We start from the raw sequence: 23,604 nt of genomic DNA on the forward strand, positions 1-23,604 counted from the left end.
ACGCACCTAGCGCGCCACACGCCGTTGAGGATGCCGGGTGGTGCAGATCAGGGCCGCCGTCATCGCGGGCGGAACCCGCTTCACGGCGCGCCCGAGGCGGTCAGCACGAGGACCGAGCGGCCCGGCAGGGGCACGGCGCCGGAAGCCGGGTAGGCGGGGGCGTCGGCCGGGGGCTCACCGGTGGGGCGCGCCGTGTCGAGGGAGGGCGTCCAGGGGCCTCCGACGATGGGGGCGAGGCGGAAGGCCACCTCCCCCTCCCCGCCGTTGAACAGGATCAGCAGCCGGTCGGCCTCGACCCGGTCGTTGCCGATCTGCATGCCGAAGACCCGCAACCCGTCGTCGCCCCAGTGGCGGCCCTCCATCTCGACGCCCTCGGGGGAGAGCCAGTGCACGTCGCGCAGGGGCTCCTCCGGGTCGATGAGTTCGCCCGTGAAGAAGGCCCGCCGCCGCAGGGCCGGCTGCGCGCGGCGGACGCTCAGGCAATGGGCGACGAAGGCGGTCAGGTCCGGGTCGGGATCGGACGTCCAGTCCATCCAGCTCGTCGGGTTGTCCTGGGCGTAGGCGTTGTTGTTGCCGCCCTGCGAGCGCGAGCGCTCGTCGCCCATCAGCAGCATCGGCACGCCCTGCGCGAGAAAGATCGTGGCGAGCATGTTGCGCTTCTGGCGGGCGCGCAGGGCGAGGATGCGGGGATCGTCGGTGTCGCCCTCGACCCCGTAATTGCGGCTGACGTTGTGGCCGTGGCCGTCGCGGTTGTCTTCGCCGTTGGCGTGGTTGTGCTTCTCCTCGTAGGCGACGACGTCGGCCAGGGTGAAGCCGTCGTGGCTGGCGATGAAGTTGATGCTGGCGAGCGGCGAGCGGCCGGAGGCGGCGAAGGTCTCCCGCGAGCCGGTCAGCCCCTGCGTGAGCTTGGCCAGCGTGCCCGAATCCCCCCGCCAGAAGCCCCGCGCGGCGTCGCGGAACCGGTCGTTCCACTCGCTCCAGCCGCGCGGATAGCCGCCGAGCTGGTAGCCGCCCATGCCGATGTCCCAGGGCTCGGCCACCATCTTCACCCGCGCCAGAACGGGGTCCTGCGCCACCGCCTGGAAGAAGGCGGCGCGGGGGGTGAAGTCCACGGGGGAGCGCCCGAGGCTGGAGGCGAGATCGAAGCGGAAGCCCGCGATGCCGTAGGCGCTCACCCAGTGGCGCAGGGAATCGAGCACCATCTGCATCACGCGCGGATGGCTCACGTCGAGGGTGTTGCCGCAGCCGGTGCAGTCGAGGTCGCGGGACGGGTCGCCCGGCTCGGCCTTGTAGTAATTGGCGTTGTCGATGCCGCGGAAGCTCAGGGTCGGCCCGGTCAGGCCGCCCTCGGCGGTGTGGTTGTAGACCACGTCGAGCCAGGTCTCGATGCCGGCGGCGTTCAACTCGCGGATCGCGGCCTTCAGGCTGCCGACGCCGCCCTCCCCGAGATAGCGCGGGTCCGGGGCGAAATAGCCGTAGGGCTGGTAGCCCCAGAAGTTCACGAGGCCCTTGTCCACGAGGAACCGGTCGTCCGCGAAGACCTGGATCGGCAGCAATTCCAGGGCCGTGACCCCGAGCTTGACGAGGTGGTCGATGATCGCCGGGTGGGCCATGGCGGCGTAGGTGCCGCGCTCCTGCTCGGGGATCGCCGGATGGGTGCGGGTCAGCGCCTTGACGTGCGCCTCGTAGATCACCGTCTCCGAGAGCGGCCGGCGCACGGGGGTGAGGGCGAGGTCGGGCACGTCGGGGGCGGTGACGACCCCGCGCGGCATGTAGACGGCGCTGTCGCGGCGGTCGATCCGGTCGGCGCGGGTCCCGCTCCGGCGGTGGCTGTAGAGGGCGTCGTGCCAGCGGATGCGGCCCCGGATCTCCCGCGCATAGGGGTCGAGGACGAGCTTCGAGGCGTTGAAGCGGTGGCCGTTGGCGGGGTCCCACGGCCCATGCACCCGGTAGCCGTAGAGCTGCCCCGGCAGGAGGCCGCGCAGGTAGCCGTGCCACACGTCGTCGGTGCGGCAGGGGAGCCGCACGGTGCGGGTCTCGTGACGCTCGCCGGGCTCGAACAGGCAGAGGTCGACGGCCGTCGCGTGTTCGGAGAACAGGGCGAAGTTCACCCCCCGCCCGTCGAAATGCGCGCCGAGCGGTGCCGGCACCCCGTCATCGACGGCGATCATGGGCGTGGTCCGGACAGGATCGGGCTATTCCGCCGCGGCGGCGGTGGTCGGCGGCTCGCGCTCGGTGGTGCGGAAGGCTTCCAGCTCGACGAGGAAGTTGCGCGCCCACCAATCCACGTCCTCGCGGGCCATGCGCTCGGCCATGGGGCGCCAGCGCGCCACGCGTTCGGCCTTGGGCATGTAGAGCGCCATGCGGATCGCCTCCGCGACCTCGAACCGGTCGTAGGGGTTCACCAGCAGGGCCTCCGGCAATTGCCGTGCCGCGCCCGCGAATTTCGAGAGCACCAGCACGCCGGGATCGTCCTCGCTCTGGGCGACGACGTATTCCTTGGCCACCAGGTTCATGCCGTCGCGCATCGGCGTGACGAGGCCGACCCGGGCCGCCCGGTAGAGGCCCGCCAGCACCGGCCGGGGATAGGCCTTGGTGATGTACTGGATCGGCGTCCAGGCCGGGTCGCCGAGCGAGCCGTTGATCTCGCCGACCTTCTCGTTCACGTCGCGGGCGAGCTGCTCGTATTCCGGCACCTCGCTGCGGGATTTCGGGGTGATCTGGATGTAGGTGACGTTGCCGCGCTGGTCGGGGTTCGAGGCGAAGAAGCTCTCCACCGCCTCCATCCGCTCGGGCACGCCCTTGGAATAGTCCAGCCGGTCGACGCCGATCAGCAGCTTGCGGGTGCGAAGGCCCGCCATGGTCTCGCGGACCACCTTGTTGGAGCCGGCCTTGTCGGCGGCCTCCTGGAAGCCCGCCACGTCGATGCCGATGGGGAAGCTCTTGAGCCGGGTGCGGCGCCCGTCGACCATCAGCGAGCCGCCGCCGAGCGGAATGGCCCGCAGCGTGTCGATGAGGTTGCGCTGCAGGTTCTGCACGTCCGGGTCGGTCTGCAGGCCGATCAGGTCGTAATCGACGATGGCGCGCAGCAACTCGCCGCTCGCGGGCAGGGAGTTGAACACGTCCGCCGCCGGCCACGGGATGTGGTGGAAATAGCCGATCGGGTTGTCGAGGCCGAGGCCGCGCAGCTCGGCGGCCAGGGGCAGCAGGTGGTAATCGTGGACCCAGATGATGTCCTCGGGCTCCACCAGCTTGGCGAGCGCCCGCGCGAAGGTGCGGTTCACCCGGCTGTAGCCGGAGAAATCCGAGCGCGAGAAGGCGCCGAGCCCCAGCCGGTAATGCATGATCGGCCAGAGGGCACGGTTTGCGAAGCCGGCGTAATATTCCGCGTGGTCGCGGGGGGAGAGATCCACCACCGCGTATTGCACGCGGCCCCGGTCGATGAGCGTCGGCTCCTGCGAGGGCTCCTCGGTGATCCGGCCGCTCCAGCCGAACCACAACCCCTCATAGGCCGAGAAGGCTTCCTTGACCGCCACCGCCAGACCGCCGGCCGCGACGGCCTTTCCGCCCTCCTCCGGGACGGCGACGCGGTTCGATACGATCACAAGGCGTGCCACGCGGGTGGGCTCCCGTTCCAGGCGCGAAAAGCCCGCGCCGACGCACAGATACCGTGTGTAGAACGCGTCTCGATGAGACACGATCCTTACCATGATCAACCCAAGCGCGAAGCCGGGGCCGGGTCAAGCAGGGTCGGGTTCCGGTGGGTGACGCCCGACCGGTCCCATCGCCCTGCCATCCCCAGGCTGAACGCAAGCTGAGCCTTGCGGGTTTCGCGGCGAATCGAGGAACTGTCCCAGGCGCAGCCGGTTACACAGCCGTCGCGGGACACCGCGACAAAAGGAGTCTGAGCGCGATGGCCGAACCCGAATTCCCGCACGACGTGCCGCACGCTGCCTCCGGGCCGGACGGGGGTGAGGGCGTGCGGGCCGAGGGTGCCCGCACCAAGGCCGAATGGCGTGGCCTGCAGGGCGATGTGGAGAACCTCGCCGGCGTCGCCGCCGAGCAGGGGCGCGGCCTCCTCGACGCCGCCCGGCTCCAGGCCCAGGATTACGTCGAGCGCCGCAAGGGCGAGGCGGCGCAATCGGTGCAGGACCTCGCGCGGTCCCTGCGCGGCTCCGGCCAGGACATGTCCGACAAGCCGCATGTGCGCGCCTTCTTCGACAGCGCCGCCGACGGTCTGGAGCAGCTCGGCACCTCGATCGAGCGGCGCAGCCTCTCCGACTTCTACGGCGAGGCCGAGTCCCTGGCCCGCCGGGCGCCGGTCGCCGTCGCGGTCGGCACCTTCATGGTGGGCCTGCTGGCCGCCCGCTTCATCAAGTCCTCGAACGCTCCGCCGGACGACGACCTCCGCGACGAATTCCGGGCCTGACCATGAGCCAAGGATCCGACCCCCGCTCGACCGCGTCCTCGATCCAGAGCCTGATCGGCGATGCCCTGCGTGAGACCAACGACCTCGCGCGCAAGGAGATCGCCCTGTTCCGGGCGGAGATGGCGGGCAATGTCCGCCAGCTCATCGCGGGACTCGCCTGCATGATCGGCGCGGCGGTCTTCGCCGTGGTCGCCCTGCTCGTGCTCATCGACGCCTTCGTGAAGTGGCTCGCCACCATCGTCGGCTCGGAATGGCTCGCGGCGCTGATCGTCGGCGGCACGCTGTTCGTCCTCGCGGCAGGCATGGCCCTGTGGGCGCGGAGCGTGCTCTCGCTCTCCACCCTGGCGCCGACCCGCACCACCCGTCAGGTTCGACAGGACGCCCAGGCCCTGTCGGAACGCGTCTCAGGATGAGAATGCCGTCATGAGTTCGATGAACGACCTCGAACGCGAGATCGAGGAAAGCCGCGCCCGCCTCGACGAGACGATCGACCAGATCCAGGGCCGCCTCTCGGTGCCCAACCTCGTCGACGAAATGCTCGGCAACGCCCGCCGAGTGCCCCAGCTCGCCAACGTCTACGACGGCGCTCTGGATGCGGTGCGCCGCAACCCCGTCCCCGTGCTGCTGATCGCGGCCGGCGTCGGGATGCTGTTCAGCCGCATGGCCAAGGAGACCGAGCGGCGCCGCACGCAGGTCTCGGCGGCGCGGGTGGACAGCATCGCCACGGATGCCGTGCGCGACTACGACCCGGACGGCCCCGCCGCCCGGCCGGTCCACGACCCCGTCGAGAAGACCGAGATCTGACCGCCCTGCCCCCCGGGGCCTTCGTGAAACGCTGAAACGACCGCCGAGGATACGAGCATGACCGACAAGCCGGGCTTCCCCGCGGGCGAGCCGTTCAACCCCGCCGCCGCGCCGGGCGCCGCCGGGGACCACACCCTGCGGCCCGACCCGACCGGCCGCCACGATCCCCTCCCCGGCGCGGCCACCGCCGCTGCCGACCGGGCCGCCGACGTGGCGAACGATCTCGGCGACAAGGCGTCCCATCTCGCCGACCGGGCGCGGGAGCGGGTGTCCGGGCTGGCCGACGATATCCACGACCGGCTCGGCGGCTCGGCCGACCGGGTGCGGGACAAGGCCGAGGCGGCCTACGACGAGGCACGCGGCCGGGCCGGCGACCTCCACCGCCGCAACATGCGCCGCCTCGACGACCTGACCGTGCAGGGCCTCGACGGGCTGCGCCGCAGCCGCACCCAGGTCGAGCGCTTCGTGGAGGACAACCCGCTGCTGGTCGGCGTGGTCGGCGTCGCCGCCGGTCTGCTGCTCGGCGCGCTCCTGCCGCGCACCCGCCAGGAGGACCGCAGCCTCGGCCCGTATGCCGACGAGGTCCGCGAGGAGGGCCTGCGCTACGCCCGCGAGATGACCCATCGCGGCCGGGAATTCGTCCAGTCGGCCCTCGACCCGGACAATCTCAACGAAGCGGTCCGCAAGGCGACCGGCGCTGACGAGTCCACCCCGCCGGCCGGCGAGCGGACGCAACACAACCTGTAAGGCTGACAGGAAAGCCGCGGGTTTCCCCTCTCCCCGCCTGCGGGGGAGAGGCCCGCCGACACCTCGTCGTGTCGGCGGGAAGCGAAAGGCGAAGCCGGAGCGGCGGTGAGGGGGCTCCACGGATGAGCCTCACCCGGCCCCCCTCACCTTCGGCTGCCACCTCGCCGCGCCGACGACGGGGTCGTCGCGGCCCTCTCCCCGCAAGCGGGGCGAGGGGCTTCAGACCCTCCGATTGTGGACGCGGGGGGCGATGGCTTTCGGCGAGTGCTACCCCCCGAACAAGCCCTTGTACTGCTCCCGCAGCACGTTCTTCTGCACCTTGCCCATGGTGTTGCGCGGCAGCTCGTCCACGAACAGGACGCGCTTGGGGCATTTGAACTTGGCGAGCCGCCCTTCGAGATCGGCCACGACGGCGGCCTCGTCCGGGGCGCCCTCCCCGCCGACCACCACCGCCGTCACCGCCTCGCCGAAATCCGGGTGGGCGAGGCCGATCACCGCCGATTCGACGATGCCGGGCAGGCCGTCGATCTCGGTCTCGACCTCCTTCGGGTAGACGTTGAAGCCGCCTGAGATGATCAGGTCCTTGCCGCGCCCGACGATGTGGACGTAGCCCCGCGCATCGACCTTGCCGAGGTCGCCGGTGATGAAGAACCCGTCCGGCTTGAACTCGGCGGCGGTCTTCTCGGGCATGCGCCAGTAGCCCTTGAACACGTTGGCGCCCTTCACCTCGATCATCCCGACCTCGTCGGTGCCGAGGAGGGCGCCGGTCTCGGGGTCGACCACCCGCAGGTCCACGCCCGGCAGGGGGAAGCCCACCGTGCCCGCCACCCGATCCCCCTCGTAGGGGTTCGAGGTGCTCATGTTGGTCTCGGTCATGCCGTAGCGTTCGAGGATGGCGTGGCCGGTGCGGGCCTGCCATTCCCGGTGCGTCTCGGCGAGCAGCGGCGCCGAGCCCGAGGTGAACAGGCGGATGCCCCTGGCCGCCTCGGGGGTCAGGCCCGGCTCCTTGAGGAGCCGCGTGTAGAAGGTCGGCACGCCCATCATCGACGTCGCTCGCGGCATCAGCTCCAGGATCTTTTTGACGTCGAGGCGCGGCAGGAACAGCATCGTGCCGCCGCTCGCGAGCACGGTGTTCGTCGCCACGAACAGGCCGTGGGTGTGGAACACCGGCAGGGCGTGGATCAGCACGTCGGCGGCGGTGAAGCGCCACGCCTCGACCAGCACCCTGGCGTTGGAGGCGAGGTTGTCGTGGGAGAGCATGGCGCCCTTGGAGCGCCCGGTCGTGCCCGAGGTGTAGAGGATCGCCGCCAGATCCTCCGGCCCGCGCGGCACGTCCGTGAAGGCCGCGCCGTCCTGCGCGTCGGCCGCCTCGGCGGCGCTGCCCGTGCCGGCCGCGTCGAGGGTCCAGACCTGCCGCACCCCGGCGGCGGCCTCGGACAGCCCCTCGCGCTTCCCGGGATCGCAGACGAAGACCGCAGGCTCGGCATCGCCGAGGAAGTAGCCGATCTCGGCCGGGGTGTAGGCGGTGTTGAGCGGCAGGAACACCGCCCCGGCCCGCACCACGCCGAGATAGAGGAAGATCACCTCCGCGCTCTTCTCGACCTGCACCGCCACCCGGTCCCCCGGCGCGACGCCCGCCGCCGTGAGCGCGGCGGCGTAGGCGCCGGAGCGGGCGATCAGGTCACCGTAGGAATGGTGCCGGCCCTCATGGGTCTCGATGACGGTCTTGGCGGGGTCGGACGCGCCGTCCCGCACGAGGGAGAAGAGGTGGTTCGTCATCGGAAGGCCGGGTTGGTGGCTGGCGTCTTATCCCGCCTCTCTAGCCGCCCCGCCCGGCTCCCGCGAGCCCTTTCAGGCGGCAAGCCGCTGCCGGGACGACAGAAAGCCCCCTTCCGGCGCCTTCTCCGGCGCGAACAGGGCGAGGCCGGTGGGCACGGGCATGCCGACATAGATTGCCTCCATGCCGCCGCGCGCATAGGCCTCGTGCCAGAAGCCGGACCCCTTGGATTCGCGCGAGAATTCCCGCCACCACGTCCGGTGCGGCTCCGAGCGGGTGAAGCGCTCCAGGCTGTCGAGGTCGCGCCAGTACTGCCGCATCCCGACATGGGTCAGCCCGAAGAACAGGTTCTCATGGGCCAGGAGCCCGTCGGGCCGCGCCCGCACCGCATCGGCGATGCCGCGCCCCACGCCCATCAACGCCAGCAGGCCGCGCCAGCGCGTGACCCGGAAGCCGAGATAGACCACGACGAGGTCGGGATAGGCGGACAGGTCCACCGAGCGGCGGGAGGGGGCTTGCATCCTGAACCTCATGCCTTCAGCTTACACCGTAAACGTAAGGCGGTGTGCGTACAGTGTCAACATCGATGCAAGAGGACCGGCCCTACCATCGCGGCGACCTGCGCGCGTCCCTCCTCGCGGCGGCCCTCGACCAGCTGGAAGAGGGCGGCGCGGCGGATCTGTCGCTAAGGGCGGTGGCCCGCGCCTGCGGCGTCTCGGCCATGGCCCCCTACCGGCACTTCAAGGACAAGGACGCCCTCCTCGACGCGGTGGCGGGGCACGGCTTCGCGGAACTGGCCCGCGTGCTGGAGCAGGCCGATGCGTCCGCGGAGGGCGCCGAGGCCCTGGCCGCGCAGGGCGCCGCCTACGTCGCCTTCGCCTGCCGCCATCCGGCGCTGTTCCGGCTGATGTTCACCGCCCCGTGCCGGCCCAAGGACACGGGGCGGGAGGGGTCGCCGGCCTACGCGATCCTGCAACGGCGGGCGGCGTCGCTGGCGAGCGAGGCCATGCCGGCGGAGGATCTGACGCTCGCCGCGTGGTCCCTGGTCCACGGGCTCGCCGCGCTGATCCTCGACCGGAGGATTCCCCTGGCGCCGGCTGAGAGCGACGCCCTCGCCCGGCGCATCACCCTCGGCTTCGCCCGGCTGACGCGCCCTTAAGCGTCCGCCAGCGCGACGGCGCGGGGCGGCGGGAGCTTGGCGCGCAATTCGCGGCTGACGGACGAGGAGGCCGCCACCGTGCCGAGATTGGCGTAGGTCTCGTGGTTCTTCTCGATGGCGCCGAGGTCGTAGAGGTAGTTGACCATCAGCCCGTGCGACTGCGCCAGCCCCTTGTCCGAGACGTCGCCGAGGAAGTTGATCCGCTCCAGCCGCGCCCCGTTGCCGAGGTGGAACCGCGCCACGGGATCGAGGGGCCGCCCGCGCTCGTTCTTGGCGCGCAGGAAATAGGCCGCCGCCGCCGGGATCATCGCCTTGCGGACCGTCTCGGCGAGCGCCTTGTCCTCGTGCCAGCCGGGGATGTCGAGGCCGCGCAGGGCCTCCACGTCCTCCGGCAGCAGGCCCTGCGGGCTGTCCGCCCGGCGCTCGCGGGTGAGCCACGCGGAAAAGCCCGGCACCGGCGAGAGGGTGACGAAGGTCTTCAGGCTCGGGATCTCGCGGGCCAGATCCTCCACCACCTGCTTGATCAGGAAGTTGCCGAAGGTGACGCCCGCGAGGCCCTTCTGGCAGTTCGAGATCGAGTAGAAGATCGCGGTGGTGGCCGCGCGCGGCGGCAGGGGCTTGCGCTCCCGCGACAGGATCGGCGCGATCGCCGGGGCGATGCCCTCGGTGAGCGCCACCTCGACGAAGATCAGCGGCTCGTCGGCCAGCGCCGGGTGGAAGAAGGCGAAGCAGCGCCGGTCCGGCGGTTCGATGCGGGCGCGCAGGTCGTCCCAATCGGCGATGGCGTGCACCGCCTCGTAGCGGATGATCTTCTCGAGGATATGCGCCGGGGTCGTCCAGTCGATGTGGCGCAGCACCAGGAAGCCCCGGTTGAACCACGAGGCGAACAGGTGCTCGAAATCCGAATCGAGGCTGTCGGCGGCGTCGAGCAGGGCCTTGTCGGCATGGCCGTCCTTGGCGCCCTTGCGCAGGTCGCGGCGCAGGTCGAACAGGTCCTCGCGCATCCGCACGAGGCTCAGCGTGCCGCCCCGCGCGAGGTTGAGGCGGCGGATAAGCTCCTGGCTGCGCGGCTCGGCGGCCTCGTGCAGGGTCCCGAGGCGGGCGCGGCTCGGATCGGCGAGATAGGCGGTGATCGCCGCATCGACGGCGCGGTCGTCCGCCCCGAAATCGAGGGCGATGGCCCGCAGGAACTCGTGCCGCTCGGGCGAGGAGAGGCTGGCGTAGCGGTCGAGGATGGCGCGGGCGAGGGCGACGCCCGACGCCTCGCCCCGACGGGAGATGAGGTCGTCGCAGAGGCGCGCGAGGTCGGCGGCGCCGGCCCTGGCGGCGATGTCCCCCCGGCCGAGGCCCACGAGGTCGCGGCCACGGTCGCTGATCGTCTGAAGCAGGTCGCCGAAGAAGGAGATCGCCGCCATCGCCCTCGTGATCCCGTCCCTGCCATCACTCGCCGGGCCTTACCTTAGGGCGTCGACGCCGCTGCGGCCAAGGCAAAAGCGAAGCCGGATGTTCAGCCCTGCGGCGCCAGCGTCACGAGGTCCGCCCGCTCGCGCCAATCCCCGACGCCGTGTTGGCGGGCGAAGCGCAGTTCCGCCGCGCGCTTGGCGCGCTCGGGGTCGCGTGCCCGGCTGATCTCCACGGATCCCACCGTGAACGGCACCCCGAGGATCTCCTTGGCGAAATCGATCCGGTAATGCAGCATTCCGTACTCCTTGCTGGGGCCCTCCCCCGGCTTTCGCCGGGAACGGATCGGCGCCCCGATCGTAGAATCACGGTTGGACCGACCCTGCGGCGCGGCTGAGCCGCGCGGGGCCGGTCGGACGCGGGTCCGTGCCCGCAGCAGACACATATGGTGCGGGTCCGGCCCGCTTGCAGGTGCGCGGGGCGGGGCGCGGCCATGCGGCGCGCTCGCTTGCCTTGGGCGCCGCGCCGGGGCCTATCGCCCGTGACCGTTTCCCGGCCATTCCGCCATCGTGCCACCCCCATCTTGCGAGGGCGCCCTGTCCGCCTCATCCATCGCGCCCGCCCCCCTCGACGGCAAGGCGAGGCTCGGCCTGACCCTGATCGCGGGCGGGGCCGTGGCCAACATCTATTACAACCAGCCGCTCCTCGGGCTGATCGTGGCCGAGTTCGGTGAGCGCGCCGCCCTCTGGGTGCCGACGACGGCGCTCGTCGGCTACGGGCTCGGCATCGTCGGCCTCGTGCCGCTGGGCGACGCCCTGCCCCGGCGGCGGCTGATCGTGCTGCAATGCCTCGCCCTCGCCGTGGCGCTGCTGGCCGTGGGCCTGAGCCGCAACCTCCTGGCCCTCGCCCTGGCGCATCTCCTCGTCGGCGTTCTCGCCTCGGCGGCGCAGCAGGCGGTGCCCTTCGCGGCCGAACTCGCCCCCGATGCCAGCCGGGGCCGGGTGGTCGGGCAGGTGATGACCGGGCTCCTCACCGGCATCCTGCTCGCCCGGACGGCGAGCGGCTTCATCGGCGCCCATCTCGGCTGGCGGCCGGTCTTCCTGATCGCCTCGGGCGTGGCGCTCGCCATGGCGGGGATCGCCGCCGCTACCCTGCCGCACACGCCCCAGACCCAGCGTCTGCGCTACGCCGCCCTGATGACCTCGATCGTCGGGCTGGCGAAGACGCAGCCGGTGCTGCGCAAGGCCGCCCTGTCGCAGGGGCTGCTGTTTGCCGGCTTCAACGCCTTCTGGGCGACACTCGCCCTCCTCGTGGAGGCGCCGCCCTTCGGGCTCACCGCCGCCGGCGCGGGGCTGTTCGGGGTGATCGGCGTCTGCGGCGCCTTCATCGCCCCGCTCTCCGGCCGCTTCGCCGACCGGAAGGGGGCGAAGCCCGTGGTGCTCGGCGGGAGCCTCCTCGTCGCCCTGTCCTTCGTGATCCTCTGGGCGGCGGGGACATGGTCCCTCGTCGCCGTGGCGACGGGCGTGTTCCTCATCGACATCGGCATGAACGGCGCGCTCATCGCCAACCAGACCCGCGCCTACGCCCTGGTGCCCGGCGCGCGGGGGCGGATCAACACTGTGCTGTTCACCACGATCTTCGTCTTCGCGGCGGTCGGCGCCTATGCCGGCTCGCAGGCCTTCCTGCTCGTCGGCTGGCCGGGGGTCTGCGCAGTGGGCCTCGCCTTCTCGACCCTCGCGGTGCTGGTCGCCGCGCGGGATCCGCATCCGGCGAAGCTGGGATGAGCGAATAGGGAGTAGCGAATAGCGAATAGCTGGGGGAGCGACACGACGGCTGCGGGCGCGTCGACTGCAACCCCCCTATTTGCTACTCCCTATTCGCTATTCGCTCTCTTCATCACCCGCGAGAGCCGGCACCACGCCGCCTTGTCCGCCGGCAGGCCGAAGCGCAGGCGCTCCGGGCGCTCGGCGAAGCGGCGCACGGCGATGCCCGCCTGCGCGAGTCGGCGGTAAAGGCCGGGCGCGTCCGCGAAGTCGGCCGTGCGAAACAGGCGCGTGCCGCCGACGATCCGCCCGCCGGCCCGCAGGATCATCCGGTCGAGGCGCGCGGCATCCAGGCCCCGCGCCCGCGCCGCCGCCTCGCGCCACGCGCCATCCGACAGGGCGGCGGCGCCGATGGCCAGGGCCGGGCCGGACACCGCCCAGGGGCCGAGCGCCCCGGCGATCCGCCCCGCCGTGCCGGGATCGGCCACCGCGAAGCCGAGGCGCAGGCCCGCCAGCCCGTAGGTCTTGCCGAAGGAGCGCAGCACCACGAGACCCGGCCCGACATGCGGGCACAGGCTCTCCACCTCCTCCAAGTCTGCGAAGGCCTCGTCGGCCACGAGGAGCCCGCCCCGCGCGCGCATCGCCGCCGCGAGGGCGAGGCGGTCGGCGAGCGGGTCGGTGCGCCCGTCCGGGTTGTTGGGATCGACGATCACCGCGACCCGCGCGTCCCCGATCTCGGCGAGGCCCGTCACGTCCCGCACCGCGTGCCCGGCCCGCCGCCACGCGGCGGCGTGCTCGGCATAGGTCGGACCAACCACCGCCACCTCGGTCGGGGCCAGCAGGCGCGGCAGGGTCTCGATCAGGATCTGCGTGCCGGGCGCGGCGACGACATGCTCCGCCCCCGGCGCGCCGTAGGCCCCGGCAGCCGCCGCGCGGAGCGCCAGGAGTTCGGCGGATTCGGGCAGGCGCAGCCATGCGCTGGCCTCGACGGGCGGCACGGGATAGGGGACCGGGTTGATCCCCGTCGACAGGTCGAGCCACGGCAGCGGCGCGTCGGGGAAGGTTCTTCGGAGGTCCCCGAGATCGCCGCCATGGGCGATCGCGGCGGCCTCACGCGCGGAAACGCTCCACACCGAATGGTCCATCCGCCCGACACGCTCGCCTGCCTCGCCATCGCCCTCGGGATCGAGGCGGCGGCCGGCTATCCGGACGCGCTCTACAGGGCCATCGGCCACCCTGTCACCTGGATCGGCCGGCTGATCGCCGCCCTGGACCACGGGCTCAACCGGGGCTCGGAGCGGTGGCGGCGCCTCGCGGGAATCCTCGCCCTGATCGTGCTGCTGGCGGTGGTCGGCGGGCTCGCCGGGCTCGTCACGGCGGCGGCGGGGCTCGCCGGCCCCCTCCCCGCCCTCGTCCTCACGGGCGTGCTGGCCGCGAGCCTGCCGGCGCAGCGCAGCCTGCACCAGCACGTCGCGGCGGTGGAAAGCGCCCTGCGCACGGGCGGCCTCGAAGCCGGGCGCCGGGCGGTGTCGATGATCGTCGGGCGCGATCCCGAGCGCCTCGACGGGCCGGCGATCTGCCGGGCGGCGATCGAGAGCCTGTCCGAGAACTTTTCCGATGGGATCGTGGCGCCCGCCTTCTGGATCGGCTGTCTCGGCCTGCCGGGCGGGGCGCTCTACAAGGCCGCCAACACCGCCGACAGCATGATCGGCCATCGCACCCCCCGCCATGCCGCCTTCGGCTGGGCGGCGGCCCGCTTCGACGACCTCGTGAACCTCCCCGCCTCCCGCCTCGCCGGGCTGCTCATCGCCGGGGCGGCGTTCCTGCACGGCGCGGATGGGCGCGGCGCCCTGCGGGCGATGGCCCGCGACGCGCGCCGCCACCGCTCGCCCAATGCCGGCTGGCCCGAATCGGCCATGGCCGGGGCCCTCGGCCTCCGGCTCGCCGGGCCGCGCATCTACGACGGCACCCTCGTCCCCGACGCCCATATGGGCGACGGCCGGGCCGAGGCGACGCCCGACGACATCGGCCGGGCACTCGCCCTCTACCGCAAAGCCTGCTGGCTCCAGGGGGGGCTGGTGGTGGGGCTCCTGGCGCTTGCCGTCTTCGTCTGAACCGCCCTGACGTCATTGCGAGCGAAGCGAAGCAATCCAGGGACGCGCCACATTGGGAAGCGGCCCGCTACCCTGGATTGCTTCGCGTTGCTCGCAATGACGACGGGGCCACGACAAGAGCGTGCTAACCTCCCCCACGAGGAGACACCCATGTGCGCCGTGTTCGTGGATGCCAGCGAGACCCTGGCCGAGGTGGCCCGCCGCCTGGGTCGCCCCGGCGATCCGCCCCTGACGATCCATGCCGACCCGGACACCGTCCCGGAGGACCTGCCCCGCCTGCTGGCCGGGGCGGAGATCGCGCTCATCGACCACACGAGCCTGCCCCTCGCCATCGCGAAGGCCTGCACCGGGCTGAAGCACGTCGTGTTCCTCGGCACGGGCGCGCGCAGCTACATGGACCCGGAGGCGCTTCAGGCCGAACTCGGCGTGCAGGTCCATCTCATCCGGGGCTACGGCGATACGGCGGTGGCCGAATGCGCCTTCGCCCTGATGTGGGCCGCCGCCAAGGGCCTCGCCCGCATGGACGGGGCGATGCGCGCCGGACACTGGCTGCGCACGGACGGGATCCAGCTCACCGGCAAGACGGTGGGCCTGATCGGGTTCGGCGGGATCGGCGCCGAGATGGCCCGCCTCTGCGCCGGAATCGGCATGCGCGTGATCGCCTGGAACCGGACGCCTCGCGCCCATCCCGGGGTGGACTTCGTGGACCTCGACACCCTGCTCGCCGAGAGCGACGTGGTGTCCCTCCACCTGCTGCTCACCGACGAGACGCGCGGCTTCCTTTCGGCGGAGCGGATCGCCCAGCTCAAGCCGGGGGCGCTCCTCGTCAACACCGCGCGCGGCGCGCTCCTCGACGAGGACGCGCTGGCCGAGGCCCTGCGCGCGGGGCGCCTCGCCGGGGCCGGGCTCGACGTGTTCGTGGAGGAGCCCCTGCCGGGCGGGCACCCTTTCGCGGGGCTCCCGACCGTGACGCTCTCGGCGCATTCGGCCTTCCGCACGCCGGAAGCGAGCGACAACCTGATCGGCGCCGCCCTCGACCATTGCCGGAGGATCGCCGCCGGAGGCTAGTGCATCGATCCAGACGAAGGCGTCAGCCGTGTCTGGAAAAATTGATGCAAAAACAAAGAGCTAGGGCAGAGACGCATGAACGGAGTGAGTGCGTCTCTGCACTAAGCCCTCAATGCTCCGTGCCGGGCATGTTCGGGCGCGGCGGTCCGCCATGGTCGCGGATCACGTTGGAGCGTCCGGGGTGGCCCTTCAGGTCGGCGACCTGCTTGCGCGCGGCGGCGCCCAGGAACCACAGGGCTCCGATCGTGCCGAAAGCCAGAAACAGCAGAGGGTAACCGTTGCTCATCGCCCGCGTCCTCCCGGCGTCCCCTCCGGCCGAAGGACGCTGTGTCAGATCGGGTATCCGTCGGGCTCCCGGAGGAGCCCGCCGCGCCGGTTCATGGACAATGCGCGGTGGCGGATTCCGTTCAGGCCACCTGCACCTCGCGGCGGGCGGCATCCCGGCGCAGGGCCGACAGGACGAGGAACATCAGCCCCGCCCCAGCCGCGAGGCAGGCCGAAAGGAACAGCATCGGCACGAGATCGCTGCGGGTGGCATCGCGAATCATCGGCACCGCGTTCTGGGCGACGAACCCGCCGAGATTGCCCACCGAGTTGATCGCCGCGATCCCCGCCGCCGCCGAGGCGCCGCGCAGGAAGGTGCCCGGCATCGACCAGAAGACCGGCTGCGCCGAGAACGCCCCCGCCGCCGCGACGCAGAGACAGGCGAACTTCACCGCGTTGCCCGGCAGGATCACGCTCAAGGCCAGACCCGCCGCGCCGACCAGCGCCGGCCCGACCACGTGCCAGGTCAGGGCGTTGCCCGTCGCTCCCGTGCGGGCGGCGTGGCGGGGCACCCACCACAGGGCGACCGCCGCCCCGAGCCAGGGGATGACGTTGATGAAGCCGTTGGCGAGGTTCGAGACGCCGAACCCCTTCACCACCGTGGGGAGCCAGTAGCTCAAGCCATAGGCCGCGAGCGGCAGGCAGACATAGACGCCGGCCAGCATCTGCACCCGGCGGTCGAGGAGGGCCGCGAAGGGATTGCCGTGGTCGACATGGCCGGTTCCCGTCCGCTCCGACTCGATGGTGCGGGTGAGCCACGCCTTCTGCTCGGGCGCGAGCCACGGCGCCGTGGCGGGGCCGTCCGGCAGGACCACCAGCACCACCACCGCCAGCAGGAGCGCCGGGCCGCCGGTCGCCAGGAACACCCATTGCCAGCCCGCCAGCCCGAGCACCCCGTCGAGCCCGAGGAGCGCGCCGCCGACCGCCGCCCCGACCGCATTGGCCAGCACCGAGGCGATCATGAACCAGCCGATCATCCGCGCCCGGTGGGCTTGCGGGAACCACAGGGTGAGGGCGAACAGCACGCCGGGGAAGAACCCCGCCTCCGCGACCCCGAGCAGGAAGCGCAGGACGTAGAACATCGTCGTGCCCTGGGTGAAGCCGAGGAGGATCGTCACCAGCCCCCAGGTGAACATGATCCGCGCGAACCAGATCCGCGCCCCGACCTTCTCCAGGAAGACGTTGGCCGGCACCTCGAACAGGAAGTAGCCGAGGAAGAACAGCGAGGCGCCGAGCCCGTAGGCGGTCTCGCTCAGGCCGAGCGCCCCCACCATCTCCAGCTTGGCATAGGAGATGTTCTGCCGGTCGATATAGGCGATGAGGTACATGAGCCCGAGCAGCGGCATCAGCCGCAGGGTCACGGTGCGGATCGTCGCCTCGCCCAACCCGGACTCGGCGGACGCCGCTGGGCCTGGCCTCGCGGGAGTGGCGAGCCCCGCCCCTGCGGGCTTTGTCTGAGCCGTCATGGTCGCGCGTCCTCCTCGTTGGCCCCGTCGCTGCCGTCATGCGGGTCTATTAACTCGGAGTATATAGCCGAACCCGGCGCCGGAGCCATTCCCGATCACGCCGCCGCGCGACACCCACCGCCCTCCTGATGGCGGCGGGGGGTCCGGTGCCCCTCCACGTCATCGCGAGCGCAGCGAAGCGACTCAGGGATGCGGGACGCCTCCGGATGTGGCGCTGCCCTGGATTGCTTCGCTCCGCTCGCAAAGACGGTGGTGGTTCGGGGGCCTCACCGCGCGAGGGCGAGGAGCCGGTCGCAATCGACGTGAGCCTCGATGTGTTGCGCGAGCCGGTCGAGGGCCGCCTCGACGCCGACCTCGTAGGAGGCGCCGAGGCTGCGGGCGCCGAGGCGGGCGAGCCACGCGGCCCGTTGGGCATCGTCGGCGAAGAAGCCGTGGACATAGGTCCCGCTGACGCGCCCATCCTCGGAGACCGCCCCGTCCGGGCGCCCGTCCGCGAGGCGCAGCAGGGGCCGCGTGGCGTCGGGACCGGCCGTGTCGCCGACATGCATCTCGTAGCCGGTGAAGGGCAGGCCGTCCGGCAGGGTGGTGCCGGTGACGCAGGCGAGGCGCTTGTCGGCGGTGAGCACGGTCTCGACATCGAGGAGGCCGAGGCCGGGCACGTCGCGGGGCGGCCCCTCGATCCCATGCGGATCGCTGATGCGGCGCCCGAGCATCTGGTAGCCGCCGCACAGGCCGAGGACGTGGCCGCCCCGGCGCCAATGGGCGCGGATGTCGACGTCCCAGCCCTCCCCTTGCAGGAAGAGCAGATCGTCGATGGTGGTCTTCGACCCCGGCAGCAGGACCAGGGCGGCCTCGGCGGGAATCGTTTCCCCCGGCCGCACCAGCACCACCCGCACGCCGGGCTCGGCGCGTAAGGGGTCGAGGTCGTCGAAATTGCTGATGCGCGGCATCACCGGCACCGCGACGGTCACGGCGCCCTCCCCCGTCGCCTCGGAGCCGGCGAGGCCGAGCACGTCTTCCGCCGGCAGCCGTGCGGCCTCGGGCAGGTGCGGCACGAGGCCGAGGGCCTCCCAGCCGGTGCGCTCCGCGATAAGGCGCATCCCGTCCGCGAACAGCGACGGATCCCCCCGGAAGCGGTTGACGAGGAAGCCCGCGATCATCGCCGCGTCCTCCGGGTCGATCACGGCCTTCGTGCCGACGAGGCTGGCGATGACCCCGCCCCGGTCGATGTCACCGACGAGGATGACGGGCGTATCGGTGGCGCGGGCGAATCCCATGTTGGCGATGTCGCCGGCGCGCAAATTCACCTCCGAGGCCGAGCCCGCCCCCTCCACGAGGACGAGGTCGGCCTCCGCCCGCAGGCGGCCGAAGCTGTCGAGGACGGAGGCCATCAGCCGGGGCTTCCAGCCCTGGTAGTCGCGGGCCTTCACGGTGGCGACCATCCGCCCCTGCACCACGACCTGCGAACCGATTTCGCTCTGCGGCTTGAGGAGCACCGGGTTCATGTGGACCGAGGGCGGCACCCGCGCCGCCCGCGCCTGGAGGGCCTGGGCGCGGCCGATCTCGCCGCCATCGGCGGTGACGGCGGCGTTGTTCGACATGTTCTGCGGCTTGAACGGGCGCACGCGGAGCCCCCGGTCGGCGAAGGCGCGGGCGAGGCCCGCCACGATCAGCGACTTGCCGACATCGGAGCCGGTGCCCTGGATCATCAGGGCGCGGGGGAAAGGGGTTTCCAAAGGGCTAGCCCTTTGGTGGGGTGCCGGGGTGAAACCCCGGCGAACGGGCCGGACACCCCCGTCGAGGGGGTGTCCGAACTGTTTCACAGGGCTCCGCCCTGCACCCGCGAAAGGGACTCGTCCCTTTCGAATCCCGTGACGTGCCCGTGGTCATCCTCAGAACTCGATGCCTTCCTGCGCCTTCACCCCGGCGGCGAAATGGTGCTTCACACTGCCCATCTCGGTGACGAGGTCGGCGGCCTCGATCAAGGCCGGCTTGGCGTTGCGGCCGGTGACGACGACATGCAGATCCGGCCGCCGCGCCCGCAGCGCCGCCACCACCTCCGCGAGGTCGAGGTAGTCGTAGCGGAGCGCGATGTTGAGCTCGTCGAGGACGAGGAGGCGCAGGCCGGGATCGGCCATCAGCCCGGTCGCCACCGCCCAGGCGTGGCGGCAGGCGGCGATGTCGCGTTCCTTGTCCTGCGTCTCCCAGGTGAAGCCCTCGCCGAGCGTGTGCCACGTGACCTGGTCGCCGAAGGCCGCAACCGCGTGGCGCTCGCCGGTGTCCCAGCCGCCCTTGATGAACTGCACCATCCCGACCCGCCAGCCACGCCCCAGCGCCCGGAGCATCAGCCCGAGAGCCGCCGTGGTCTTGCCCTTGCCGGGGCCGGTGTTCACGATGAGCAGGCCCTTCTCGATGGTCTTGGCGGCGACCTCGGCATCCTGCACGGCCTTGCGCTTCTCCATCTTCTCGCGATGGCGGTCGGCGGCGTCGGTCATGCGGGCGATCCTGCGGGAGCTTGGGGTTTCACGACGAGGGGCAGACCGGCGACGGTGAGGACGACGCGGTCGGCGCGGGCGGCGAGGCGCTGGTGCAGGCGGCCCGCCTCATCGCGAAAGCGGCGGGCCAGCGCGTTGTCGGGGACGATGCCGAGGCCGACTTCGTTGGAGACGAGCACCACCGGCCCCGGCGCGGCGGCGCAGGCGGCGTCCAGCCGGTCGGTCGCGGCGGCGATGTCGGCCTCCGCGAGGAGGAGGTTGGTGAGCCACAGGGTGAGGCAATCGACCAGCACCGGCCCCGGCGCGGCGGCGACGGCCTCGGGCAGGGCGAGGGGCACGTCGCGGGTGATCCACCCCTCCCCCCGCCGATCCCGGTGGGTGCGGATGCGCACGGCCATCTCGTCGTCCCAGATCTCGGCGGTGGCGAGGTAGAGCCAGGGGGCGGGGCAGGCCATGACGAGGGCCTCGGCATAGGCGCTCTTGCCGGACCGGGCGCCCCCGAGGACGAGGGTGAGACGGGGTGAAGGGGGCGACATGCCCCCTCTTCGCCCGAACTGCCCCGCCGGTCAAAACCCCCGGTTGCCCCCGGCCGATCATCCGACTATAGAACCCCAGCCCGCGCGAGCGCCCTTCGTCTAGCGGTCCAGGACGTCGCCCTTTCACGGCGAAAACACGGGTTCGATTCCCGTAGGGCGCGCCAACCTTCCTTACAGAACTGCGAACGCCGCGTCCGGTCTTGGCCAGGACCGACCGCTGGCCGCTCACGTCCGGTTGTCGATCTCCGGCACACCGCTGCTCCTGTCCGCATAGGCAGCCATGAAGGTCGGCCGGGACTGCCAGCGCTGCCAGAAGGCATCGAGATGCTCGAAGCGCTCATCGAGCGGAGTGGCGTTCACCGGGAACTTGGAGAACGCGATAGCCGTCGCCAGCGTGATGTCCGAGAACGTCGGCTGATCGCCGCCCAGCAGCCACGCACGGCCATCGGAGAGGTGCCGGTCGACCAAGCCGGCATGCGCCAGTGCCACCTTGCGGGAGTGCTCGCCCCAGGCCGGATTGCTGGTCAGTTCGAGCTTCGGGCCGAGACCCTGATGCAGCACATGGAATGCGGTGACGATGGGATAGAGGATGTGCACCCACACCCGGCTATCCCACATCTGGTCGAGGCCGCGCTCGTGCGCCGTCTCGCCCATGATCTTGCGGCCGTCGAACGTGTCGTCGAGGTAGCGGGCGATGGCCGACGTCTCGCTGAGATAGGAGCCGTCCGCGAGCGCGAGGGTCGGTGTCTCGCCCCAGGCGTTCATCTTCAGGTGCTTCCAACCCCGCTGCTCGCCGACCGGTGACATGTCGTAGACCGTCTCCTCGAAATGACCGGCGATGCCCTTCTCGTGCATGAAGATCCGCAGACGCTGCGGGTTCGGAAAGGCCGAGGGAGAGGTGAAGAGCTGGAGCTTGCCGGACATCGTCGTCTCGCTTTCCTGAGAAGGTCGCCTGTCTGTCGTATGACAGGCGACAAGCTAGGACCGGCGCCTTGTGCCGTCAACCCCTGTCTGCCATATGACAGGTGGAGGTTGAGATGGCAGCGACATTGAAGAGGGATGTGCGGGAGGCGATCCTCGTGGCCGCGAGGGAAGCCGCGATGTCCTTTGGATACGGCGGCATCAATTTCCGCGACCTCGCGGAGGCCGTCGGCATCAAGGCTGCCAGCATCAACTACTACTTCGCCAATAAGGCCGTCCTCGGCGAGGCCGTCGCGCGCCGCTATTGGGAAGACATTGCCCGCGATCTTGAAGCTATTTCAAACGATGCGCCAAACCCGATGGAGGCGCTGCGGCGATACCCGAGCATTTTTCGCCAGTCCCTGGAACGCGACAATCGCATGTGCCTCAGCAGCTTCATGGCGACCGAATATGACGCGTTGCCCGAGCAGGTTCTGAAAGAGGTCCAGTCTTTTGCCGACGTCAATACGGCCTGGTTACGCGAGCAGCTGGTCGCTGCAAAGCTGGTCGAGCCGAAGGATGGCGAGGCGAGAGCCCGTGCCATCTATGCTGCCGTGGCCGGAGCTCAGATCGTCGCCCGAAGCCGGTCCGACATCAATCTGTTCGATGCGTTGGTCGGAAGCTATCGGGAGGCGGGCCTCCTGCCGAAATGATCAGCGTTTCCGGGCCGGAGCGCCGGCTCGATGACCTGCAAGGCCTCGGCGTCACCGCGCTCCGCCGCCGCATACCGGCTCTGTCGATCGGAGACGACCGAGCGATACGGACCCGTGGTCCGGCTCCGGTCGAACGAGGGTCCGATCCGGCTGTATGCGGCGCGTAGTTATTCGGGGCTGCGCACCAGCACGTCGAGCCGGTACTTGTCCGTTCGGGAGTGCGCTTGGACGCGCAGGAACGGTCGCGCCCCGTCGATGAAGCGCTCGGCCGCATCGTCGCCGCTCAACGGATAGTGCGTTTCGCCCGTCCAGTGCGCGAGCACCACGCTGCCCTCCGGCCGCAGGCATCCCCGCACCCGCTCCGTCAGGCGCCGTATGTCATCCGCGTCGAGATAATAGACGACCTCCGACAGCAGGATCAGGTCGAATGTGCCCTCCGGCCACTGGCCCGGCACCTGGGCGAGTTCGAAGCGAACATGGGCAAGGTCCCTGCATCGCTCGCGGGCCTGCGCCAGGGCGCGCTCGGCCAAGTCGAGGCTGACGAGGGCGTCGCACCGCCCCGCCAGGACCTCCGTCAGCACGCCGATGGAGCAGCCGACCTCAAGGGCGGACGCGTACCGGCTCCGTGGCAGGGCATCGAGTGTGGCCGCGTACTTCGCGCGCTCGTAGGGGCTCGTGGCGAACTGCCAGGGATCCGGATCGGCGGCGTAGCGCTCGTCGAAGTAGCTTTGGGGCAGGGAGTGGGCATACCGGCTCATCGCATCGGCCTCGCTTCGAACAGGTCGGCCGCCATGCCGCCCGCCCCTACTATGTCCTCGGCCGCCGTCGTGAGCGCCCGATCCGGCGCGGGCTGGCGCAGATAGGTGGCGAGGTCGCGCGAGATCCGCTCCAGCGGATGAGCCCGCATGAAACCTTGCAGGCCGACCGATTGCTGGGCGAGGCGCAGCACGTCGAGACCGGCCTTCTCAACGGCCAGCCGTGCGAGGTTGACGAAGGCGACGATCCGGTTCGGCCCGAGTTCATCCTCGGCGACGATCCGGGCAGCGCGCTCGACCCATTGCCGCGCCCCTTCCACGGCCATGGCGCCCTCGCCGAGGCGGGCGAGCTGGTGGGGGTCGCCGCTCCGGCCGGCGGCGGCGAGATGCTCCCGCCAGGCATCGAACGCCGCCTCGATTCCCCCGAGTTGAACCGCCGTAAACCGCCACGCGCCGCCGGAGAAGAACGGCTGGCGATGGTAGTCGTCCCACTCGCCGAGGATGTCGTCGGCGGTGACGACGATGCCGTCGAGGTCGATGGTGCCGGTCGCGGACGCGCGCATGCCATGCGCACGCCAGCCCGTGAGGTCGGCGCGGCTGCCGGGCTCCAGCGGCACGACCAGCATCAAGGGAGGGGTCCCGGGCTTGCGCTTCACCGTGACGAGGGCGCGGGTCACAAAGCCGGCCCCCGACGCGAAGGTCTTCACGCCGCGCAGCCGTCGATCCTCGTCGAGCTTCAGGCAATCGTCGGGCGGGTCGGTGTTCCAGACCCCGAACAGGTGTCCATCCCGCGCATCCGCGAAGAGGCGCGCCCGCTGCGTGGCGGTGCCGTACCGGGCGATGAGGTGGAGCGCGTTGACGTGCCCCTCGTAGATGCGTCCGAGGGCGAGACTGCCGTATCCCATGAGCCGCAGCACCCTCACGAGGTCGCACGCGCCCGGTTCCTCGCCGAGGCCGACGCCGCCCTCAGTGGAGGGAATGGGCGCGGCGAGAAGGCCGAGGCGGACGAGGTCCGCGACGTCCTCGGCCGGGAAGCCATCATCGCGGTCTTGGCCGCTGGCACGGCCGGCACTGGTCGCCGAGGCCTGTCTGGCGGTCGCGACGGCATCGTAGGCCAAGTGAGGCGGGGTCCTCTGGTCCATGGCGTGTCCTC

At 71.3% G+C, this 23,604-nt stretch carries 24 protein-coding genes and 1 tRNA gene; 10 read left to right on the forward strand and 15 right to left on the reverse strand.

From position 1 onward, the window contains the following. Window positions 1-80: 80 nt before the first annotated feature. Both glgX and ACS5Q7_RS12735 read right to left on the reverse strand, forming a co-directional pair. Window positions 81-2,171, reverse strand: coding sequence for a glycogen debranching protein GlgX (gene glgX, locus ACS5Q7_RS12730; RefSeq protein ID WP_478339674.1), 2,091 nt, complete (start codon window positions 2,169-2,171; stop codon window positions 81-83). A gap of 24 nt (window positions 2,172-2,195) precedes the next feature. Beyond that, entirely contained in the window at window positions 2,196-3,617 is a 1,422-nt protein-coding gene (locus ACS5Q7_RS12735; RefSeq protein WP_478339675.1) for an alpha,alpha-trehalose-phosphate synthase (UDP-forming), read from the reverse strand. 296 nt (window positions 3,618-3,913) lie between these two features. On the opposite strand from ACS5Q7_RS12735, the gene ACS5Q7_RS12740 reads away from it, so the two are divergent. The 4 genes from ACS5Q7_RS12740 to ACS5Q7_RS12755 are packed head-to-tail and all read left to right on the forward strand — an operon-like array spanning window position 3,914 to window position 5,980. Then, window positions 3,914-4,429, forward strand: coding sequence for a hypothetical protein (locus ACS5Q7_RS12740; RefSeq protein ID WP_478339676.1), 516 nt, complete (start codon window positions 3,914-3,916; stop codon window positions 4,427-4,429). A gap of 2 nt (window positions 4,430-4,431) precedes the next feature. After that, window positions 4,432-4,842 (forward strand): phage holin family protein, encoded by a 411-nt coding sequence (locus ACS5Q7_RS12745; protein ID WP_478339677.1) that lies wholly within the window; start codon window positions 4,432-4,434, stop codon window positions 4,840-4,842. 19 nt (window positions 4,843-4,861) lie between these two features. Then, on the forward strand, window positions 4,862-5,233 hold the full coding sequence (locus ACS5Q7_RS12750; protein ID WP_478339757.1) for a DUF3618 domain-containing protein: 372 nt from the start codon (window positions 4,862-4,864) through the stop codon (window positions 5,231-5,233). A 57-nt stretch (window positions 5,234-5,290) separates the two neighbouring features. Then, window positions 5,291-5,980, forward strand: a complete 690-nt coding sequence (locus ACS5Q7_RS12755) for a hypothetical protein (RefSeq protein WP_478339678.1) — start codon at window positions 5,291-5,293, stop codon at window positions 5,978-5,980. A gap of 267 nt (window positions 5,981-6,247) precedes the next feature. On the opposite strand, the gene ACS5Q7_RS12760 is transcribed toward ACS5Q7_RS12755, so the two are convergent. Both ACS5Q7_RS12760 and ACS5Q7_RS12765 read right to left on the reverse strand, forming a co-directional pair. Beyond that, complete coding sequence (locus tag ACS5Q7_RS12760) at window positions 6,248-7,759, reverse strand: malonate--CoA ligase (protein WP_478339679.1); 1,512 nt, start codon at window positions 7,757-7,759, stop codon at window positions 6,248-6,250. 72 nt (window positions 7,760-7,831) lie between these two features. Next, window positions 7,832-8,278, reverse strand: a complete 447-nt coding sequence (locus ACS5Q7_RS12765) for a DUF4188 domain-containing protein (protein WP_478339680.1) — start codon at window positions 8,276-8,278, stop codon at window positions 7,832-7,834. Between the two features lie 65 nt (window positions 8,279-8,343). On the opposite strand from ACS5Q7_RS12765, the gene ACS5Q7_RS12770 reads away from it, so the two are divergent. Beyond that, window positions 8,344-8,916, forward strand: coding sequence for a TetR/AcrR family transcriptional regulator (locus ACS5Q7_RS12770; RefSeq protein ID WP_478339681.1), 573 nt, complete (start codon window positions 8,344-8,346; stop codon window positions 8,914-8,916). On the opposite strand, the gene ACS5Q7_RS12775 is transcribed toward ACS5Q7_RS12770, so the two are convergent. Together ACS5Q7_RS12775 and ACS5Q7_RS12780 are read right to left on the reverse strand one after the other, a co-directional pair. Next, window positions 8,913-10,331, reverse strand: a complete 1,419-nt coding sequence (locus ACS5Q7_RS12775; RefSeq protein ID WP_478339682.1) for a malonyl-CoA decarboxylase — start codon at window positions 10,329-10,331, stop codon at window positions 8,913-8,915. The two genes, ACS5Q7_RS12770 and ACS5Q7_RS12775, sit on opposite strands and share 4 nt — an antisense overlap. A 92-nt stretch (window positions 10,332-10,423) precedes the next feature. Beyond that, complete coding sequence (locus ACS5Q7_RS12780; protein ID WP_478339683.1) at window positions 10,424-10,615, reverse strand: hypothetical protein; 192 nt, start codon at window positions 10,613-10,615, stop codon at window positions 10,424-10,426. Window positions 10,616-10,913: 298 nt separating this feature from the next. On the opposite strand from ACS5Q7_RS12780, the gene ACS5Q7_RS12785 reads away from it, so the two are divergent. Continuing rightward, window positions 10,914-12,101 carry an MFS transporter gene (locus ACS5Q7_RS12785; protein WP_478339758.1) on the forward strand — a complete coding sequence of 396 codons (1,188 nt, stop codon included), beginning with the start codon at window positions 10,914-10,916 and terminating at the stop codon, window positions 12,099-12,101. An 89-nt stretch (window positions 12,102-12,190) separates the two neighbouring features. On the opposite strand, the gene cobD is transcribed toward ACS5Q7_RS12785, so the two are convergent. Beyond that, window positions 12,191-13,225 carry a threonine-phosphate decarboxylase CobD gene (gene cobD, locus ACS5Q7_RS12790; RefSeq protein ID WP_478339684.1) on the reverse strand — a complete coding sequence of 345 codons (1,035 nt, stop codon included), beginning with the start codon at window positions 13,223-13,225 and terminating at the stop codon, window positions 12,191-12,193. Here cobD and cbiB point away from each other — a divergent pair. Both cbiB and ACS5Q7_RS12800 read left to right on the forward strand, forming a co-directional pair. Then, window positions 13,217-14,194, forward strand: a complete 978-nt coding sequence (gene cbiB / locus ACS5Q7_RS12795) for an adenosylcobinamide-phosphate synthase CbiB (protein ID WP_478339685.1) — start codon at window positions 13,217-13,219, stop codon at window positions 14,192-14,194. The two genes, cobD and cbiB, sit on opposite strands and share 9 nt — an antisense overlap. A 150-nt stretch (window positions 14,195-14,344) precedes the next feature. After that, window positions 14,345-15,262 carry an NAD(P)-dependent oxidoreductase gene (locus ACS5Q7_RS12800; protein WP_478339686.1) on the forward strand — a complete coding sequence of 306 codons (918 nt, stop codon included), beginning with the start codon at window positions 14,345-14,347 and terminating at the stop codon, window positions 15,260-15,262. Window positions 15,263-15,371: 109 nt separating this feature from the next. Here the strand turns inward: ACS5Q7_RS12800 and ACS5Q7_RS12805 are convergent, their stop codons facing one another. From ACS5Q7_RS12805 to cobU, 5 genes are all read right to left on the reverse strand, one after another. Further along, on the reverse strand, window positions 15,372-15,548 hold the full coding sequence (locus ACS5Q7_RS12805; RefSeq protein ID WP_478339687.1) for a hypothetical protein: 177 nt from the start codon (window positions 15,546-15,548) through the stop codon (window positions 15,372-15,374). Window positions 15,549-15,669: 121 nt separating this feature from the next. Continuing rightward, window positions 15,670-16,932, reverse strand: a complete 1,263-nt coding sequence (locus ACS5Q7_RS12810) for an MFS transporter (RefSeq protein WP_478339759.1) — start codon at window positions 16,930-16,932, stop codon at window positions 15,670-15,672. 386 nt (window positions 16,933-17,318) lie between these two features. Then, window positions 17,319-18,761, reverse strand: a complete 1,443-nt coding sequence (locus ACS5Q7_RS12815) for a cobyric acid synthase (protein ID WP_478339760.1) — start codon at window positions 18,759-18,761, stop codon at window positions 17,319-17,321. 183 nt (window positions 18,762-18,944) lie between these two features. Next, window positions 18,945-19,547: a cob(I)yrinic acid a,c-diamide adenosyltransferase gene (cobO, locus tag ACS5Q7_RS12820; protein WP_478339688.1), complete on the reverse strand. Its 603-nt coding sequence runs from the start codon at window positions 19,545-19,547 to the stop codon at window positions 18,945-18,947. Continuing rightward, window positions 19,544-20,083, reverse strand: coding sequence for a bifunctional adenosylcobinamide kinase/adenosylcobinamide-phosphate guanylyltransferase (gene cobU / locus ACS5Q7_RS12825; RefSeq protein ID WP_478339689.1), 540 nt, complete (start codon window positions 20,081-20,083; stop codon window positions 19,544-19,546). The genes cobO and cobU overlap by 4 nt, the downstream gene beginning before the upstream one ends. Window positions 20,084-20,171: 88 nt before the next feature. Here cobU and ACS5Q7_RS12830 point away from each other — a divergent pair. Further along, window positions 20,172-20,247 (forward strand) — tRNA-Glu (locus ACS5Q7_RS12830). Between the two features lie 61 nt (window positions 20,248-20,308). On the opposite strand, the gene ACS5Q7_RS12835 is transcribed toward ACS5Q7_RS12830, so the two are convergent. After that, complete coding sequence (locus ACS5Q7_RS12835; protein ID WP_478339690.1) at window positions 20,309-21,007, reverse strand: glutathione S-transferase family protein; 699 nt, start codon at window positions 21,005-21,007, stop codon at window positions 20,309-20,311. 113 nt (window positions 21,008-21,120) lie between these two features. Here ACS5Q7_RS12835 and ACS5Q7_RS12840 point away from each other — a divergent pair, with 113 nt between their 5' ends. Then, window positions 21,121-21,696: a TetR/AcrR family transcriptional regulator gene (locus ACS5Q7_RS12840; protein WP_478339691.1), complete on the forward strand. Its 576-nt coding sequence runs from the start codon at window positions 21,121-21,123 to the stop codon at window positions 21,694-21,696. A 167-nt stretch (window positions 21,697-21,863) separates the two neighbouring features. Here ACS5Q7_RS12840 and ACS5Q7_RS12845 read toward each other — a convergent pair whose 3' ends face one another. Both ACS5Q7_RS12845 and ACS5Q7_RS12850 read right to left on the reverse strand, forming a co-directional pair. Continuing rightward, a complete protein-coding gene (locus ACS5Q7_RS12845) occupies window positions 21,864-22,454 on the reverse strand; it encodes a class I SAM-dependent DNA methyltransferase (protein WP_478339692.1) in 591 nt (196 codons plus the stop codon). Continuing rightward, complete coding sequence (locus ACS5Q7_RS12850; protein ID WP_478339693.1) at window positions 22,451-23,593, reverse strand: acyl-CoA dehydrogenase family protein; 1,143 nt, start codon at window positions 23,591-23,593, stop codon at window positions 22,451-22,453. The genes ACS5Q7_RS12845 and ACS5Q7_RS12850 overlap by 4 nt, the downstream gene beginning before the upstream one ends. Between the last annotated feature and the right edge of the window lie 11 nt (window positions 23,594-23,604).

It is taken from the genome of Methylobacterium sp. Gmos3 (genome assembly GCF_056430985.1).